The sequence below is a fragment of the Kitasatospora sp. NPDC059088 genome (assembly GCF_042738155.1).
Classification (GTDB): Bacteria; Actinomycetota; Actinomycetes; order Streptomycetales; family Streptomycetaceae; genus Kitasatospora.
This window is the reverse complement of record NZ_JBHYGR010000183.1, coordinates 1-15,864: the sequence shown is the minus strand read 5'-3', so window position 1 is coordinate 15,864 and position 15,864 is coordinate 1. Positions and strand designations below refer to the sequence as shown.

Sequence of the window (15,864 nt, the reverse complement as noted above, 5' to 3'; positions counted from 1 at the left end):
GGGGGTGTGTTTTTTTTTAACACCATCCGGGGTGGTTTTCCCCCCCCGCCCGGGTGGGGTGTCTGGGGTACCCGGCGCCCCCCCACCGCCCCCCCCCCCCCCCCGTCCCCCCCCAGGACCGGTCCGACGAGGAGTGCCTGCGCACCCTGGTGGCCCAGGCCGGGTCCGCGCTCGGCGTGGCCACCCGGGCCGACCTCCAGGACTACCACCGGCTGCGCGCCGAGGACTTGGACCGGGTGCTCGCGGACACCGGGCTGGTCCCGGTCGAGGTGGCGGGCTGGGGACCGGACGGCGGCCGGGCCGCCGCCTGGGCCGACCCGGCCGCGCTGGCCACCGCACCGCGCGGGCGCCACCGCACCACGCTGCTCTCCCCGTTCGACTCGCTGATCTGGGACCGCGCCCGCACCGAGCGGATCTTCGGCATGACCCACCGGCTGGAGGCCTACACCCCCAAGCACAAGCGGGTGCACGGCTACTTCGCGATGCCGCTGCTCACCGGCGGCCGGCTGGTCGGCCGGGTCGACCCGGCCCGGGAGGGCCGCACGCTGGTCGCCCGGCAGGTCTCGCTGACGGACGACCGGGGCGGCGCCCGGCAGGTCGAGGCGCTCGCCACCGCCCTGCGCGAGGCGGCCGCCTGGGTCGGCTGCGACGGGGTACGGGTCGAGGCGCTGCACGACGAACGGCTGCGCCCGGCCCTGGAGAAGCTGCTCGCCCGGTAGCCCGGCGGCGGGCGCCGGTCACCCTATTTCGAGGATCTTCTCCCGCATCGCGTACACCACGGCCTCCATCCTGGAATGCAGTTGGAGCTTCTCCAGGATGTTGCGGACGTGGTTCTTCACCGTGTTCTCGCTGATGAAGAGCTCCTTGGCGATCTCCCGGTTGTTCATCCCGGTCGCCACCAGCTTGAGCACCTCCAGCTCCCGGTCGGTGAGCCGGGGTGCCGGGACGAGGTCCCGGTCGTCGGAGCGCCGCTGGATCATCGACTTGAACTCGGTGAGCAGCTTGGAGGCCATCGACGGGCTGATCTGCGACTGCCCGTCGGCGACCGCCCGGATCGCGGTGGCGACCTCGTCGGTGGAGATCTCCTTGAGCAGGTAGCCGGTGGCCCCCGCCTTGATCGCCTCGTAGAGGTCGGCCTCCTCGTCGCTTATGGTCAGCATGATGATCTTGGTGCTGGGCGCCACGTCCTTGATCGCCGTGCAGGCCTCGATCCCGCTGCGGCGCGGCATCCGGACGTCCATCAGGATGATGTCGGGCAGCAGGTCGGCGGCCTTGAGCACGGCTTCGGCACCGTCCCCGGCCTCGCCGACGACCTTGATGTCCGGCTCCTCCGCCAGCACGATCTCCAGCCCGCGGCGGAACAACGCGTGGTCGTCCACCACCAGGACGCGGATCGGCTCACCCCGGCGCGGCGCGTACGCGGGTTCCTCCTCCGGCCCCGGCGGCAATCCGGTGACCGGTCCCCCAGCGGGCCCCAGCCCGAAGTGATCCCCCATCCGCTCCTCCCCCTTCGCGGGTCGACGTGCGCCCAATCATTCCACGCCCCGCCACCGCCGCGGTCACCCTCCGGCGCCGATTGCCCCGCATCGGGTGACCCCTGGACACAACGGACCCGAGCCCCGTTCGAGCCCGTCCCACCGGCCGGTGCCCGGAACGCGTGGATCGCCCCGGAACGCCGGTGACCCCGGCGGTCGCTGCCGCCGGGGTCACCCCTCCGTGTTCAACTGCCGGGACGGTCAGTCCTCGTCGACGGACCGACCGATCGCACCGCCGGCGCCGCTGGCCACGCCGGCCGCCATGTCCGGCTGCACGTGGATGACGCCGTAGTGGTAGCCGTGCCGGCGGTAGACGACGCTCGGCAGGCCGCTGTCCTTCTCCACGAACAGGTAGAAGTCGTGGCCGACCAGCTCCATCTCGTAGAGCGCCTGGTCCAGCGCCATGGGGGCGGCCGAGTGGGTCTTCTCCCGGACCACCAGCGGGCCTTCGCCCTCCACTTCCAGGGATCCCATCATGGTCTTGCGGACGGCCCCGTTGGTCTCGCCCTCGTGCGCCGTGGTCTCGGGCAGCGCGGCCAGGGCCGCGGTCGCCTCGGCGACGCTGATGGGGGTGCGGCCGTTCGCGCCGCCCTTGTGCACCCGGCGCCGGTCCGCAGACTTGCGCAGCTGCGCGTCGAGCTTCGCCGAAGCCAGGTCGAGCGCCGCGTACGGGTCGCCGGCGGCGGCTTCGGCCCGGATCACCGGGCCCCGGGTACGGAGAGTGATCTCCACGCGGTCGGACCGGTCGGCCTGCCGCGGGTTGTGCTCCTTGGACACCTCGACGTCGAGGCTGATCACCTTGCCGTCGAACTTCTGGACCTTCTCCAGCTTCTCGGCCACGTGCTCGCGGAACCTCTTGGGCACCTCGGTCTTGCGGCCCTTGACGACGATGTCCACGCAGAACTCCGATCCCTCGTGCTGACGCCGATCCGGGTGCTACCGGACCGGACTGAGCTCCAGCTGGACCAGCCCATCCACTGCCGGCCCCCCGCTCCGCCGCCAGCGGCGGAAACGACTGGCCCTCATCCCACTTCCTCCCCATCAGGGACGGTTGAAACCCCCTGGAGCCTTATCGAACACCTCACGCGGGGTTTTCGCCTCCCCGGGCGGGAAGGGGGGTATGACCCGATACTTCGGGCGGTGCTGGGAGTGGGCGGTCAAACCGTTGCACCCTGTCTACCCTCCTGCGAGTGAAGTATGGGTAAATACCTGGACAACGCCCCCCATACGGCGGATCCTTTGCTGACTCTCCGTGCCGAAGCCGCCAGGAGCAGCCGTGCCGCCGACCCCCTCGCCCGCCCGTCCGCCGTCCGCACGGACACCGTTCGGCCACGCACTGGCCGGGCTGCTGGACGTCCTGCTCCCCGCCGACTGCGCGGGCTGCGGCGCCGAGCGCACCCAGCTCTGCCCGGCCTGCCGGCACGCGCTGACCGCCACCCGGCCCGGCCCCACCCTGCTGCCCTGGGCGCACGCGGCCGCGCCGTACGCCGACCCGGTACGGCAACTGCTGCTCGCCCACAAGGAACGCGGCGCGCTGCGCCTGGCCGGGCCGCTCGGCGAGGCGCTCGGACGGGCGGTGCGCTCCGCCCTGGGGGCGCGCGCCGGGGCCGCGCCGCTGCTGCTGGTCCCGATGCCCTCGGCCCGCGCCGCCGTGCGCGCCCGGGGGCACGACCCGACGCTGCGGCTGGCCGGGGCCGCCGCCCGCTCGCTGCGCCGGGCCGGCCTGGACGCCCGGGCCGCACCGCTGCTGCGGCACGCCCGTCCGGTCGCCGACCAGGCCGGGCTGAACGCCGCCGAGCGGCGGCGCAACCTGCACGGCGCGCTCACCGCCCTGCCGCGCGCCCGTCGGGGCCTGGCCGGCCGTCAGCCGGTGCTGGTGGACGACCTGGTGACCACCGGGGCGAGCCTGGCCGAGGCCGCCAGGGCCCTGGCCGACGCCGGACTGCCGGCCCGCGCCGCCGCCACCGTCGCGGCCACCGCGGTGCACCCGCCGGCTCAGTACACCTAGAACCGGTCAGCCCGGGTAGAAGTACGAGCGGGCCTTGTCCACCAACTGGGCTTCCCGCCACTGGTTGTTGACCAGCCGGTAGACGGTGCCCGCGGCCACCGCGAGCACCGGCGAGGGCTGGGCCAGGATGTAGCCCCGGGACTCCGCCGTCGAGATCGACTGCGGGGAGGACGGCAGGCCGTTGCCGGTCTGCAGCTGACCGTCCGTGCTCTGCGAGCCGTCGGTGCTGATGTAGTACAGCTGCTGGGGGCGGTCCTGCTCCTTGCCGAGCACCAGCAACTGGTCGGTCTCCGACCAGGACACCGAGGCGACGTCGACGAGCGAGGGGGCCGCCGGGCGGACGCCGGTGATTCGCACGGTCGGCGCCTGCGGCGTGCCGCCGTGCTCCACCCGCCCGAACATCAGTGAACTCCCGTTCACCCCGGGGGACTTGACCACCAGGGCGATCCGGGCGCCGTCCGAGGAGAGCTTCAACGCCTGCACCGTCTGCCCGGTCAGCCCGTCCACCGGCGCGGTGTACGTCTTGCCGCCGCGCACCATGACCACCCGCGGGTTCTGCGGGTTGCGGTCCACCACCCAGAGGTCGCCGCGGCCGTCCCAGCTGGGCGAGGCGAGGCCGTCGTCCTTGGTGCCGGCCTTCGCCGGGGAGCTGAGCACCGGTTCGGGCATCGTCGCCGTGCCGGCCTGCAGCGGCACCGCGTAGAGCTGGTGGCCGTCGTCCGAGAGCGCGGCGGCCTGGGCGCCGTCCCGGCTGACCGCGACGGCGCCCAGGACGGGCGCTCCGCTCGCGTGCGGCTTGCCGAGCACCCCGGGCACCGGGTCGCCGGTGTGCCCGTCGTCGGCCGCCATCAGGGCGCCGTTGTCGGCGCGCTGGTAGTACTGCTGCACGGGCAGTCGCCCGGCCAGCGCGCCGGGGCCGACGGCCGGGTCGTCGGTGCGACTGGCCGTGCAGGAGCCCCGCTGACCGCGCAGTTCCAGCCGTTCGACCTGGCCCTTGCCCTGGTCGGTGAAGGTGTAGAAGAGCTGGGCCGCCATCCGCCGGCAGGCCAGCGGGTCGGCCAGGTCGGCCCCGCCGACCTGCACGTGGGCGATCCGGCTGTCGTCGATGCTCACCTTGTCGACCGTGGTGCCGGTCGGGAAGGCCGTCCGGACCACCGGCGAGAGCCAGGTCGACGGCCCGGAGACCAGCGCCTTGGCGGCCGAGGTCAGCGGGTCGATCCGGCGGCGCAGGTAGATCGGGTCGGCTATCAGCACCTCCTGGCCGCCGTTGGCGGGGGCCGGCACGGACGGGTCGGGGGTGCTGTAGAAGAAGCGCTCGACCTGCCGGAAGCTGTTCCGGAAGTTGGTCTCGTTCATGATCACGCCGGGCGGCAGCGAATCGATCCGCCAGTCGCCGTCGTGCTCGCGCACGAAGGTGAAGTCGAAGACGTTGTTGTTCTGCCCCGCCACCAGCAGGTAGGAGTGCTTGTCGTCGACCTTGGCCACCAGCTGCCCGGAGACCGTCGACGAGTACTTGGTGTCGGCGTCGGCGACCTGGTCCAGCGGGATCTTCGTGGCGGAGAGCACCTGGATGCCCGCATCCGGGTTCCAGCTCGCCGCGGCGCGCTCGGTGAGGTACTTGCGCGCGGTCTCGTACCCCTCGTCGGCGGTCACCGCGTCCAGGAACCCGGTCAGCAGCTCGCGCGGCTTGGCGCCCTTGCCGGGCGCCACCGGGAAGACCCTGGCCTGCAGGTTCTTGTCGGCCGAGCCCTGGGACAGCTCCACCTTGGTGATGCCGCCGGAGTCCGGCATGGCCGCGCAGCCGCTCGCCACCAGGGTGACGAGCACCGCGCCGGCCACCGCCACGAGCAGCGGCGCGGGGCCGGTCCTCGCACTCCCGCCCACGGACCGACGCCCGCCCACGGACCGACGCCCGTCCGCGGACCGACGCCGGGGCAGGCCCCTAGTCGTGTTGCTCGTCCTTCGCACGCTGCGACCCCTCCAGGTCCGTCCCACCCGTCACGTCCGGCTCCGCCGTACGCTGCGCCACCGACGGCCGTCCGGGCGTCGGGTCCACCATGACCTGGGCGCCGATGACGCCGTAACCGGCCCCCGCCGTCCGCACGTCCGAGGGGTCCGCGCGCGGCCCCTCGGGCAGCCGGCTCCGGCCCAGTCCGGGGCCGATGTTCAGCACTCCGCCGAGGCCGCTGCCCAGCCCGTTGCCGGGCCCCTCCGGCGCCTCGGCCTGCTCCTCGGCGGCGGTCATCGCCGTGGCGCCCGCCGGGGCGATCGCCCGCCGGTACGGCGTGCCGTACGCGCCCAGGCCCCGGTTGTTGCGGGAGTCCTCCGGCTCCAGCCGGAACGGCGCCCGGTTGATCTCGCCGCCGCGGGTGCGCGGCAGGGTCAGCCGGAAGTGCGAGCCGCCACCGGGCTCGCCCCAGGCCTGGAGCCAGCCGCCGTGCAGGTGGGCGTCCTCGACCGCGATGGACAGGCCCAGCCCGGTGCCGCCGGTGGTGCGCACCCGGGACGGGTCCGCCCGCCAGAAGCGGTGGAACACCCGGGAGGCCTCGCCCGGCTTGAGTCCGATGCCGTAGTCGCGCACGCCGACCGCGACGGCGCCGTCGGCCGAGCCGAGGCGCACGACCACGTCGCGGCCCTCGCCGTGCTCCAGCGCGTTGACCACCAGGTTGCGCAGGATGCGCTCGATCCGGCGGGAGTCCACCTCGGCGAGCACCGGCTCGCCGTCACCGCGGATCACCACGGCGCTGCCCTTGGCCTCGGCCAGCGGTTCGGCGGCCTCGACCACCCGGCCGACGATCTCCCGCAGGTCGACCGGCTCGGCGTCCAGGATCGCGGCGCCGGCGTCGAAGCGGCTGATCTCCAGCAGGTCGGCGAGCAGCGACTCGAAGCGGTCCAGCTGGCCCTGGAGCAGCTCCGCCGAGCGGGCCGCCATCGGGTCCAGGTCCTCGCGGCTGTCGTAGATCAGGTCGGCGGCCATCCGGACCGTGGTCAGCGGGGTGCGCAGCTCGTGCGAGACGTCCGAGACGAAGCGCCGCTGCACCCGGGAGAGCTCCTCCAGCTGGCGGATCTGCGCCTGGAGGGCGTTGGCCATCCGGTTGAACGACTCCCCGAGGCGGGCGATGTCGTCCGTCCCGGTCACCTTCATCCGCTCTTCCAGGTGTCCGTCGGCGAGCCGCTCGGAGATGCCCGCGGCCATCCGGACCGGGGTGACCACCTGGCGCACCACGACCCAGGCGATGCCGCCCATCAGGATCACCACGAACACGCCGGCGGTCGCCAGGGTGCCGGTGATCAGGTTGAGGGTGTCGGTCTCCTGGCCGAAGGAGAACACGTAGAACAGCTGGTAGCTGGTGTCGGCCGGGCCGACGAACTGCATGCCGAGGGCCAGTCCGGGCTCGCTCTTGCCGCCGCCCTCGGGCGAGCGGTGGATCCGGGTCGGCTGGTCGAACATCTGGCCGGGCTCTTCGAAGAGCTTCGCGCGCAGGCTGTCCGGGATGCTGCTGGGCTGGATGTCGCCCGAGTAGCGCGGCGCGAAGCCGGCGCTGTCCGGCACGACCGTCCCGGTGCCGGGGGCCATCGCGATCACCGAGTAGACCGTCTGCCCGCTCGCGGCGAGGTCGTTGACCTGGCGCAGCAGCCAGGTGCCGGTCTCCGCGGTGCTCGGGTCGACGGCGCCGCGCAGCGCCTGGTCCCGGGCCTCGTCGATCTTCTTCTGCTCGACCTGGAAGCCGATCCGGGCCTGCGCCCGGGCCGCGTCGATCTTGGTGTCGAGCAGGCCGGTGCGCACCTGCGCCACCACGACCACGCCCAGCACCAGGACCACCGCGATGGAGGCCAGCAGGGACACCGCGACCACGCGCAACTGGATCGACCGGCGGTACAGCGTGGTGACCCGGCGTGCCGGGCGCCTGAGCTGACGCTTCATCAGACCGAACACTCCGGACGGGCCGCGACGGCGGCGGGTGGTCGAACTCAGCACGTCCCCGCGCACGGCCCCCGCCCCGTCGGTCGCGGAACCCGACGGGGTGTCGTCAGCCCGGTCCGTCACGTCAGCTGGGTCCGGCCTTGTAGCCGACGCCGCGGACGGTCACCACGATCTCGGGGCGCTCCGGGTCCTTCTCGATCTTGGAACGGAGGCGCTGCACGTGGACGTTGACCAGGCGGGTGTCCGCCGCGTGGCGGTAGCCCCACACCTGCTCCAGCAGCACCTCGCGGGTGAACACCTGCCAGGGCTTGCGGGCCAGCGCGACCAGCAGGTCGAACTCCAGCGGGGTCAGCGGGATGCTGCGCCCGTCCCGCTTCACCGAGTGGCCGGCCACGTCGATCACCAGGTCGCCGATGGTCAGCTGCTCGGGTGTCGGCTCCTCGGCACGGCGCAGCCGCGCGCGCACCCGGGCCACCAGCTCCTTGGGCTTGAACGGCTTGGTGACGTAGTCGTCGGCGCCGGACTCCAGGCCCACCACGACGTCGACCGTGTCGGTCTTCGCGGTCAGCATGACGATCGGGACGCCGGACTCGGCCCGGATCTGCCGGCACACGTCGATGCCGTCCCGGCCGGGCAGCATCAGGTCGAGCAGGACCAGATCGGGCTTGCTCTCCCGGAACGCGGCTAGCGCCTTGTCCCCATCCGCGACGAAAAACGGCTCAAAACCCTCACCACGCAACACGATGCCGAGCATCTCGGCCAGTGCGGAGTCGTCATCAACGACGAGGACGCGTCCCTTCATGGGTCCATCTTCTCATTACCGGATTGTGACCTGCCGCACAGCAGTGCCATTGCTCCACAACGGCCAACTCCACCGCCGTCGAATTCCGGCCATACCGGGCGAATAGCCCTCCTCGGAGCGCCTCCGAACTGACCGGAACCCGCCGTCCGACCCCCCGGCGGCCCCCGTTGTCGATCAGCAACCGGATACCCCTGGGGCGTCTCCGGGCCCCATGGCACGATGGGCGCTGCGCGCGGGCGAAAGATCCGCCCGGAGCCGCGCCCAGGACGCCCCTCCGAGGAGCAGTGATGACCGACACTCCGGGCTGGGCCTCGCCCAGCTCGTCCGAGCCACCCCGCGACGGCACCCGGCCCCCGGCCGACGCGCCCGCCGCCGTGCCCGGGCCGTCGGCACCCCCTCAGGCCGCACCCGCCTGGGGCGCCCAGTACGGACAGCCGAACCGCGGCACCCAGCCCCCCGGCCAGGGCCCGTACGGCTGGGAGAGCGCGCGCAGCCCCCGGCCCGGCGTCATCCCGCTGCGCCCGCTCAGCATCGGCGAACTGCTCGACGGCGCCGTCACCACCGTCCGCCGGAACTGGCGCACCGCGCTCACCCTCTCGCTCGGCATCGCCGTCGTCGACCAGGCCGGCGCCTTCGTCGCCAAGCTGCTGGTCAAGGGCCGTACCGGCGCCTCCACCCAGCTGCTCACCCTGCTCGCCACCATGCCGCTGTCGCTGCTGCTCGACGCGCTGGCCGTCGCCCTGCTCACCATCGTGGTCAGCCGCGCCGTCCTCGGCCGACCGGTGACCGCCGGCGACGCCTGGCGCGACGCCCGCCCCCGGCTGCTGCAACTGCTCGGGCTCACCGTGCTCACCACCCTGATGAGCGTCGGCGTGGTGCTGCTCGGCTTCACCCCGCTGATCGGCTACACCGCGGGCGGCTCGGACACGCCCGGCACCGCGGCCCTGCTGTTCCTGGTCGGCCTGCTGACCGTCCCGGTCGGCCTCTGGCTGCTGATCCGCTACAGCATGGCCGCCCCCGCGCTGATGCTGGAGAAGCAGGGCGTGGTGACCGCGCTCTCGCGCTCCCGCCGGCTGGCCCGCGGCTCCTGGTGGCGGATCCTCGGCATCGTCCTGCTGAGCCGGGTGCTGGCCGGGATCGTCGGAGTGACCCTCGCCATCCCGTTCCGCTTCCTCGGCCTGGTCCTCGGCCTCGGCTCCATGGACCGGCTCGGCGACACCGCCCACGAGTCCGTCGGCATGATGGTGCTGACCGCGCTCGCCGGGATCATCGCCTCCGCCCTGACCACCCCGTTCCTGGCCGCCGTCGGCGTGCTGGTCTACATCGACCAGCGGATCCGCCGCGAGGCCCTGGACATCGAGCTCGCCCGCGCCGCCGGACTGCCCGGACAGGGCGGCACCGGCTGGAGCGGCCACGCCGACCAGACCACCGCGAGGCACTGAACCGGATGCCTATCTGGGGGGACAGGCTCCTCGCCGCCGGCGGCGCCCCGGTCACCGTTCCACGGGACCCGGCCCGCGACGCCGCCCGCGACGAGCTGCTCAAGGCCGAGTACCACAAGAACGACCCGAGCGTCCTGGAACGGGTCATCGACTGGATCTGGGACCACATCGACCGCGCCATGGGCAGCATCTCCGGCGGGGGCACCGACGGCACCACCGGACTGGTGCTCTTCCTGGTCGTCGCCGCGGTGATCGCCGCCGCCCTCTGGTGGCGCCTCGGCGCGCCCAAGCGCGCCGCCCGCACCGACTACGGCGTGTACGGCGCCGCCGGCCCGCGCACCGCCGCGCAGTACCGCGCCGACGCCGCCGGGCACGCCGCCGCCGGCCGCTGGACCGAAGCCGTCCGCGAGCAGATGCGCGCGCTGGTCCGGGCCCTGGAGGAGCGCACCCTGCTCGACACCCGCCCCGGCCGCACCGCCGACGAGGCCGCCGCCGAAGCCGGCCGGGCCCTGCCCGACCAGGCCGCCGCACTGACCGCCGCCGCCCGCACCTTCGACGACATCGCCTACGGCGAGCGCACCGCCGACCAGGCCGCGTACCAGCTGCTGCTGGACCTCGACCGGGCCCTGGAGCGCAGCCGCCCGGTGCTCGCCCACGCCGCGGCCACCGCCCCGGCGCCGGCCCCGACCCCGACCCCGGGAGGAGCGGCATGACCAGCACCGCCCCGGCTCCCCCCACCCCCGAACGACCCGCCGCCGAACGACCCGCCGCCGACGCCGCACCGACCAGCCTCGCCCCCACCGGGCGCGGCCTGGCCCGCCGCGCCCGCTGGTACCTGGTCGCCCTCGCCGTCCTGCTGGTCGCCGCCGTCGGCCTCGCCGTCCTCAACACCGGCCACCGCTACCCGCCGCTCGACCCCCGCTCCTACGACGCCGACGGCACCCACGCCGTGGTCGCCCTGCTCCAGGGCCAGGGCGTCCGGACCGAACTGCGCACCGACCCCACGGCACCCGCCGACGGCGCCGACACCCTGGTGCTGCCCGAACCCGACCTGCTGAGCCCGGCCGAGCTGCGCGCCGTCGCCGCCGCCCGGCACCGGCGGCTGGTCCTGATCAACCCCGGCCCGGCCGCCCTCAGCACGCTCGCCCCCGGCATCCGCACCTCCGACGAGGTCGGCGGCGTCCCGTTCACGTCCGTCCGCAGCACCCACCCGGGCTGCGCCCTCCCCGAAGCCGTACGGGCCGGCGCCGCCGCGATGGGCGGCACGCTCTACACCAGCGGCAGCCGAGGCGACGGCTGCTACCCGTACCACCACGGCTACCCGCTGGTCAGCACCCCCGACGACGGCGGCGGCAACGTCATCGTCCTCGGCAGCGGCGAGTTCCTGCAGAACCGCCGGCTCGCCGACGACGGCAACGCCTCGCTCGCCCTCGGCCTGCTCGGCTCACAGCCCCGCCTCACCTGGCACCTGCCCGACTACTCCGCGCCGGTCGCCGAGGGCACCCCGCGCAAGAGCTTCGGCGACTACATCCCGAAGGGCTGGCACTGGGCCTTCTACCAACTGGCCGTCGCCGCCGTGCTCGCCGCCCTCTGGCGGGCCCGCCGACTCGGCCCGGTGGTCAGCGAGAACCTGCCCGTGGTGGTCCGCGCCGCCGAGACCACCGAGGGCCGCGCCCGCCTCTACCGGCGGGCCAAGGCCCACGGCCGCGCCGCCGAGGCGCTGCGCCGCGCCACCGCCCACCGCCTCGCCCCCGCCCTGGGCCTCCCGCTCCAGGCCGGCGGACCGGAGCCGGAGGCACTCTGCGCGGCCGTCGCCGACCGCCTCCCCGCGCGACCCGCCGGGGACGTCCGGGCCCTGCTGTACGGCCCGCCCCCGACCGACGACGCCGCACTGCTGCGGCTCGCCGACGACCTCGACGCCCTCGAAAGGCAGGTACGGAACCCGTGACCGAACAGGCAACCGCCCAGCTCCGCATCACCCCCGGCACGGCGCCCGCCACCCCCGTCACCGACCCGCGCGCGGCCCTGACCGCCCTGCGCGCCGAGATCGGCAAGGCCGTCGTCGGCCAGGACGCCGCCGTCACCGGCCTGGTGGTGGCCCTCCTCTGCGGCGGCCACGTGCTGCTGGAGGGCGTCCCCGGCGTCGCCAAGACCCTGCTGGTGCGCACCCTGTCCACGGCGCTCAGCCTGGGGACCAAGCGCATCCAGTTCACCCCCGACCTGATGCCCGGCGACGTCACCGGCTCGCTCGTCTACGACGCCCGCACCGCCGAGTTCTCCTTCCAGCCCGGCCCGGTCTTCACCAACCTGCTGCTCGCCGACGAGATCAACCGCACCCCGCCCAAGACCCAGGCCGCCCTGCTGGAGGCCATGGAGGAGCGGCAGGTCACCGTCGACGGCGAACCGCGCGCGCTGCCCGTCCCGTTCCTGGTCGCCGCGACCCAGAACCCGGTCGAGTACGAGGGCACCTACCCGCTGCCCGAGGCCCAGCTGGACCGCTTCCTGCTCAAGCTGATCCTCCCGCTGCCCGACCGCGACCAGGAGTTCCAGGTCCTGTCCCGGCACGCCTCCGGCTTCGACCCCAAGGACCTCGCCGCCGCCGGCGTCCGCCCGGTCGCCGGGCCCGAGCACCTGGCCGCCGCCCGCGAGCAGATCGCGAAGCTCACCGTCTCGCCCGAGATCCTGGCGTACATCGTCGACCTCTGCCGTGCCACCCGGCAGTCCCCGTCGCTGTCGATCGGCGTCTCCCCGCGCGGTGCCACCGCGCTGCTCGCCGCCTCGCGCGCCTGGGCCTGGCTGGCCGGGCGGGACTACGTCACCCCGGACGACGTCAAGGCGCTCGCCCTGCCCACCCTGCGGCACCGCGTCGCGCTGCGCGCCGAGGCCGAGATGGAGGGCGTCACCGCCGACTCCGTCATCCAGGCCGTCCTCGCCCAGACGCCCGCCCCCCGCTGATCCACCACCGGTAGGCGTACCGGGTCCTCGAACTCACCGGGCTTCCGAAGGAGCGCACCCGCATGGCCCTCACCGGGCGAACCGCCCTGATCGCCGCGCTCGGCGCGCTCTTCGTGGGCCTCCTGCTGCCCTCCTGGACCGGGATCGGAGCCGTCACCGGCGCCGTCCTGCTCGCCGTCCTGGTCGACCTGGTGCTCGCCGCCCCCGTCCGCAGCCTGCGGATCGCCCGGGGCGGCGACACCACCGTCCGGCTCGGCGACACCGCCTCGGTCGAACTGACCGTCAGCAACACCTCCGGACGGCCGCTGCGGGCCCTGGTCCGCGACGCCTGGGCCCCCTCCGCCTGGCGCCCCGGCACCTCCGAGACCGCCTCCCGGCACACCCTCGCCGTCCCCGGCGGCGAACGGCGCCGCGCCGTCACCGTGCTCACCCCGGGCCGCCGCGGCGACCACCACGCCCACCGCGTGACGGTCCGCTCGCTCGGCCCGCTCGGCCTGGCCGGGCGCCAGGGCTCCCACCACGTCCCCTGGACGGTCCGCGCCCTCCCCCCGTTCAACAGCCGCAAGCACCTGCCCTCCCGGCTCGCCCGGCTGCGCGAACTCGACGGCCGGACCTCGGTGCTGACCCGGGGCCAGGGCACCGAGTTCGACTCGCTGCGGGAGTACCTGCCCGGCGACGACGTCCGCTCCATCGACTGGCGCGCCAGCGCCCGCCGCAACACCGTCGCCGTCCGCACCTGGCGCCCCGAACGCGACCGCCACATCCTGATCGTCCTCGACACCGGCCGCACCTCGGCCGGCCGCGTCGGCGACGCCCCCCGCCTGGACGCCGCCCTCGACGCCGCCCTGCTGCTCACCGCCCTCGCCACCCGCGCCGGCGACCGGGTCGACCTGCTCGCCCACGACGCCCGCAAGCGCGCCTCGGTCATCGGCAGCTCCCCCAGCGAGATCCTGCCCTCCTTCACCAACGCGATGGCCCTGCTGGAACCCGCGCTGCACGAGACCGACATGCGCGCGCTGGTCTCCACCGCGCTCACGATGGCGCCGCACCGCTCGCTCGTCGTCCTGCTCACCGGCCTGGACGCGGCCTCCGTCGAGGACGGCCTGCGCCCACTGCTGCCGCTGCTCACCAAGCGCCACGAGGTCGTCCTCGCCTCCGTCGCCGACCCGCACCTGGACGTGCTGGCCGCCGGCCGCGGCACCGTGGAGGCCGTCTACGGCGCCGCCGCCGCCGAACAGACCCGCGCCGACCGCCGGAACACCGCCGACCGCCTCACCCGCAGCGGGGTCACCGTCCTCGACGCCCCACCGGCCCAGATCGCCCCGGCGCTGGCGGACACCTACCTGGCGCTCAAGGCGGCCGGCCGGCTCTGAGGCACCGGATCAGGTGCGGCGGCCGGCGTTGAGCCGGGCCGCCTGGCGCGTGAGGTGGTCGCGCTCCGCGAGGTTGGACGCCCGGCGGGCCGCCTCGGCGTACAGCCGGGCCGCCACCACCGGCTCCCCGGCACGCTCGTGGAGGTACGCCGCGGCGGCCGCGTACCGGGGCAGCGCCTCGTCCAGTCCACCGAGCGCCGCCAGGCCGGCCCGCGGCCCGTCGGCCTCACCGACCGCCACCGCACGGTTCAGCCGCACCACCGGACTGTCCGTCAGCCGCACCAACTCGTCGTACCACTCGACGATCTGCACCCAGTCGGTCTCCCCGGCGGTGGGCGCGTCTGCGTGCAGCGCCGCAATGGCCGCCTGGGCCTGGAACTCCCCCAGCCGGTCCCGGGCCAGGGCCGTCTGCAGGATGCCGACGCCCTCCGCGATCGCGCCGGTGTCCCAGAGCCGCCGGTCCTGCTCCGCGAGCGGCACCAGGCTTCCGTCGGGACCGGTCCGGCCGGCCCGCCGGGCGTGGTGCAGCAGCATCAGCGCCAGCAGCCCCGCCACCTCGGGGTGGTCGATCGCCGCCGCCAGCTGCCGGGTCAGCCGGATCGCCTCGGCAGCGAGGTCGACGTCCCCGGAGTAGCCCTCGTTGAACACCAGGTAGAGCACCCGCAGCACGGTCGCGACGTCGCCCGGCCGATCGAGGCGGACCGCCGAGACGGTGCGCTTGGCCCGGCTGATCCGCTGCGCCATGGTCGCCTCGGGCACCAGATAGGCCTGGGCGATCTGCCGGGTGGTCAGCCCACCGAGCGCGCGCAGGGTGAGCGCGACCGCGGAGGACGGCGTCAACGACGGGTGGGCGCACAGGAAGTAGAGCTGCAGGGTGTCGTCCACCGAGGCCGCCGGACCGGGCTCCGGCTCCTGGTCGACCAGGTCCTCCCGGCGGCGGCGGGCGGTGTCCGCCCTGGTCGCGTCGAGGAACTTCCGCCAGGCGACGGTGACCAGCCAGCCCTTCGGATCCCGCGGCGGATCGCCCGCCCAGACGCGGACCGCCTCGACCAGCGCCTCCTGCACGGCGTCCTCGGCCGCCGCGAAGTCGGCTCCGCGGCGGACGAGGACACCCAGCACACCCGGGGTGAGGCCCCGGATCAGGGCCTCGTTCATCGGGAAGGTCACGGGAGAGGTCACTCCGTGACGGTCGGCGGCATCGCCAGGAACGGACGCAGCTCCAGCCACTCGTGGATCGGCTTCCCACCGGCCCCCGGGGCCGCCGACAGCTCACCGGCCAGCTCCAGGGCGCGCTCGTGGCTGTCCACGTCGATCACCATCCAGCCGGCGATGAGGTCCTTGGTCTCCGCGAACGGACCGTCCGTCACCGGCGGCCGCCCCTCGCCGTCGTACCGCACCCACGACCCCTCGGGCGCGAGCGCCTGGGCGTCGACGAACTCGCCGGTCTGCTCCAGCCGGGCCGCGAAGTCCTGCATGTACGTGATGTGCGCCGTGACCTCCTCCGGCGTCCACTGGTCCATCGGCGCGCAGTTGACCGGAGTCGGGGCGCCTCGGTAGTGCTTGAGCAGCAGGTACTTGGCCATCGTGCTTCTCCTTCGGAGCTCGTGCGACCCATTGTGGCCGCGCTCACCCCTGGGACGGAGCCGGCCACGGGTTCTCGACACGACCGGCCAAGATTTTTTCGCCCGTGGTCCTGTCGTCCGCCGGAAGCCCTGAGAACGCGAAAAGGCCCCCCCCCGAAACCCGGGGGGGCATTTGTGTATGAATGGTCGGCGGGGGCCCAAACTCCCACCGGGTCCCCCCCGCCGGAGCCACGGCCCGGTG

Annotated in this window: 13 protein-coding genes and 1 pseudogene; 7 read left to right on the top strand and 7 right to left on the bottom strand. The window is 74.3% G+C overall.

Annotation, left to right across the window (positions count from 1 at the left end; all coding sequences use genetic code 11):
• Window positions 1-86 precede the first annotated feature (86 nt).
• A pseudogene (locus tag ACFWXO_RS41735) lies at window positions 87-719 on the top strand (DNA glycosylase AlkZ-like family protein); the annotation flags it as partial.
• An 18-nt stretch (window positions 720-737) separates the two neighbouring features.
• Here ACFWXO_RS41735 and ACFWXO_RS41730 read toward each other — a convergent pair.
• Both ACFWXO_RS41730 and hpf read right to left on the bottom strand, forming a co-directional pair.
• Window positions 738-1,496: a response regulator gene (locus ACFWXO_RS41730; protein ID WP_375882957.1), complete on the bottom strand. Its 759-nt coding sequence runs from the start codon at window positions 1,494-1,496 to the stop codon at window positions 738-740.
• Between the two features lie 240 nt (window positions 1,497-1,736).
• The gene (gene hpf, locus ACFWXO_RS41725) at window positions 1,737-2,432 is read right to left on the bottom strand and encodes a ribosome hibernation-promoting factor, HPF/YfiA family (RefSeq protein WP_360244504.1); all 696 of its coding nucleotides are present in this window, start codon (window positions 2,430-2,432) and stop codon (window positions 1,737-1,739) included.
• 379 nt (window positions 2,433-2,811) lie between these two features.
• On the opposite strand from hpf, the gene ACFWXO_RS41720 reads away from it, so the two are divergent.
• Window positions 2,812-3,543: a ComF family protein gene (locus ACFWXO_RS41720; RefSeq protein WP_380531545.1), complete on the top strand. Its 732-nt coding sequence runs from the start codon at window positions 2,812-2,814 to the stop codon at window positions 3,541-3,543.
• Between the two features lie 6 nt (window positions 3,544-3,549).
• Here the strand turns inward: ACFWXO_RS41720 and ACFWXO_RS41715 are convergent, their stop codons facing one another.
• The 3 genes from ACFWXO_RS41715 to mtrA all read right to left on the bottom strand — a co-directional run bounded on the left by ACFWXO_RS41715 (window position 3,550) and on the right by mtrA (window position 8,270).
• Window positions 3,550-5,427 carry an LpqB family beta-propeller domain-containing protein gene (locus ACFWXO_RS41715; protein WP_380531543.1) on the bottom strand — a complete coding sequence of 626 codons (1,878 nt, stop codon included), beginning with the start codon at window positions 5,425-5,427 and terminating at the stop codon, window positions 3,550-3,552.
• A 58-nt stretch (window positions 5,428-5,485) separates the two neighbouring features.
• Window positions 5,486-7,468 (bottom strand): MtrAB system histidine kinase MtrB, encoded by a 1,983-nt coding sequence (gene mtrB / locus ACFWXO_RS41710; RefSeq protein WP_375882951.1) that lies wholly within the window; start codon window positions 7,466-7,468, stop codon window positions 5,486-5,488.
• A 124-nt stretch (window positions 7,469-7,592) separates the two neighbouring features.
• Complete coding sequence (gene mtrA / locus ACFWXO_RS41705; RefSeq protein WP_030283937.1) at window positions 7,593-8,270, bottom strand: MtrAB system response regulator MtrA; 678 nt, start codon at window positions 8,268-8,270, stop codon at window positions 7,593-7,595.
• Window positions 8,271-8,557: 287 nt separating this feature from the next.
• On the opposite strand from mtrA, the gene ACFWXO_RS41700 reads away from it, so the two are divergent.
• From ACFWXO_RS41700 to ACFWXO_RS41680, 5 genes are all read left to right on the top strand, one after another.
• Window positions 8,558-9,712 (top strand): hypothetical protein, encoded by a 1,155-nt coding sequence (locus ACFWXO_RS41700; protein WP_380531538.1) that lies wholly within the window; start codon window positions 8,558-8,560, stop codon window positions 9,710-9,712.
• A 5-nt stretch (window positions 9,713-9,717) separates the two neighbouring features.
• Window positions 9,718-10,425, top strand: a complete 708-nt coding sequence (locus ACFWXO_RS41695; RefSeq protein ID WP_380531536.1) for a DUF4129 domain-containing protein — start codon at window positions 9,718-9,720, stop codon at window positions 10,423-10,425.
• On the top strand, window positions 10,422-11,660 hold the full coding sequence (locus tag ACFWXO_RS41690) for a DUF4350 domain-containing protein (protein ID WP_380531533.1): 1,239 nt from the start codon (window positions 10,422-10,424) through the stop codon (window positions 11,658-11,660). Before ACFWXO_RS41695 ends, ACFWXO_RS41690 begins: the two co-directional genes overlap by 4 nt.
• A 26-nt stretch (window positions 11,661-11,686) precedes the next feature.
• Complete coding sequence (locus tag ACFWXO_RS41685) at window positions 11,687-12,667, top strand: AAA family ATPase (RefSeq protein WP_380407819.1); 981 nt, start codon at window positions 11,687-11,689, stop codon at window positions 12,665-12,667.
• Between the two features lie 62 nt (window positions 12,668-12,729).
• Window positions 12,730-14,040 (top strand): DUF58 domain-containing protein, encoded by a 1,311-nt coding sequence (locus tag ACFWXO_RS41680; RefSeq protein ID WP_380531530.1) that lies wholly within the window; start codon window positions 12,730-12,732, stop codon window positions 14,038-14,040.
• 9 nt (window positions 14,041-14,049) lie between these two features.
• Here the strand turns inward: ACFWXO_RS41680 and ACFWXO_RS41675 are convergent, their stop codons facing one another.
• Together ACFWXO_RS41675 and ACFWXO_RS41670 are read right to left on the bottom strand one after the other, a co-directional pair.
• Complete coding sequence (locus tag ACFWXO_RS41675) at window positions 14,050-15,195, bottom strand: RNA polymerase sigma factor (RefSeq protein ID WP_380531548.1); 1,146 nt, start codon at window positions 15,193-15,195, stop codon at window positions 14,050-14,052.
• 20 nt (window positions 15,196-15,215) lie between these two features.
• Window positions 15,216-15,623, bottom strand: coding sequence for a YciI family protein (locus ACFWXO_RS41670; RefSeq protein WP_375882940.1), 408 nt, complete (start codon window positions 15,621-15,623; stop codon window positions 15,216-15,218).
• Window positions 15,624-15,864: the final 241 nt, after the last annotated feature.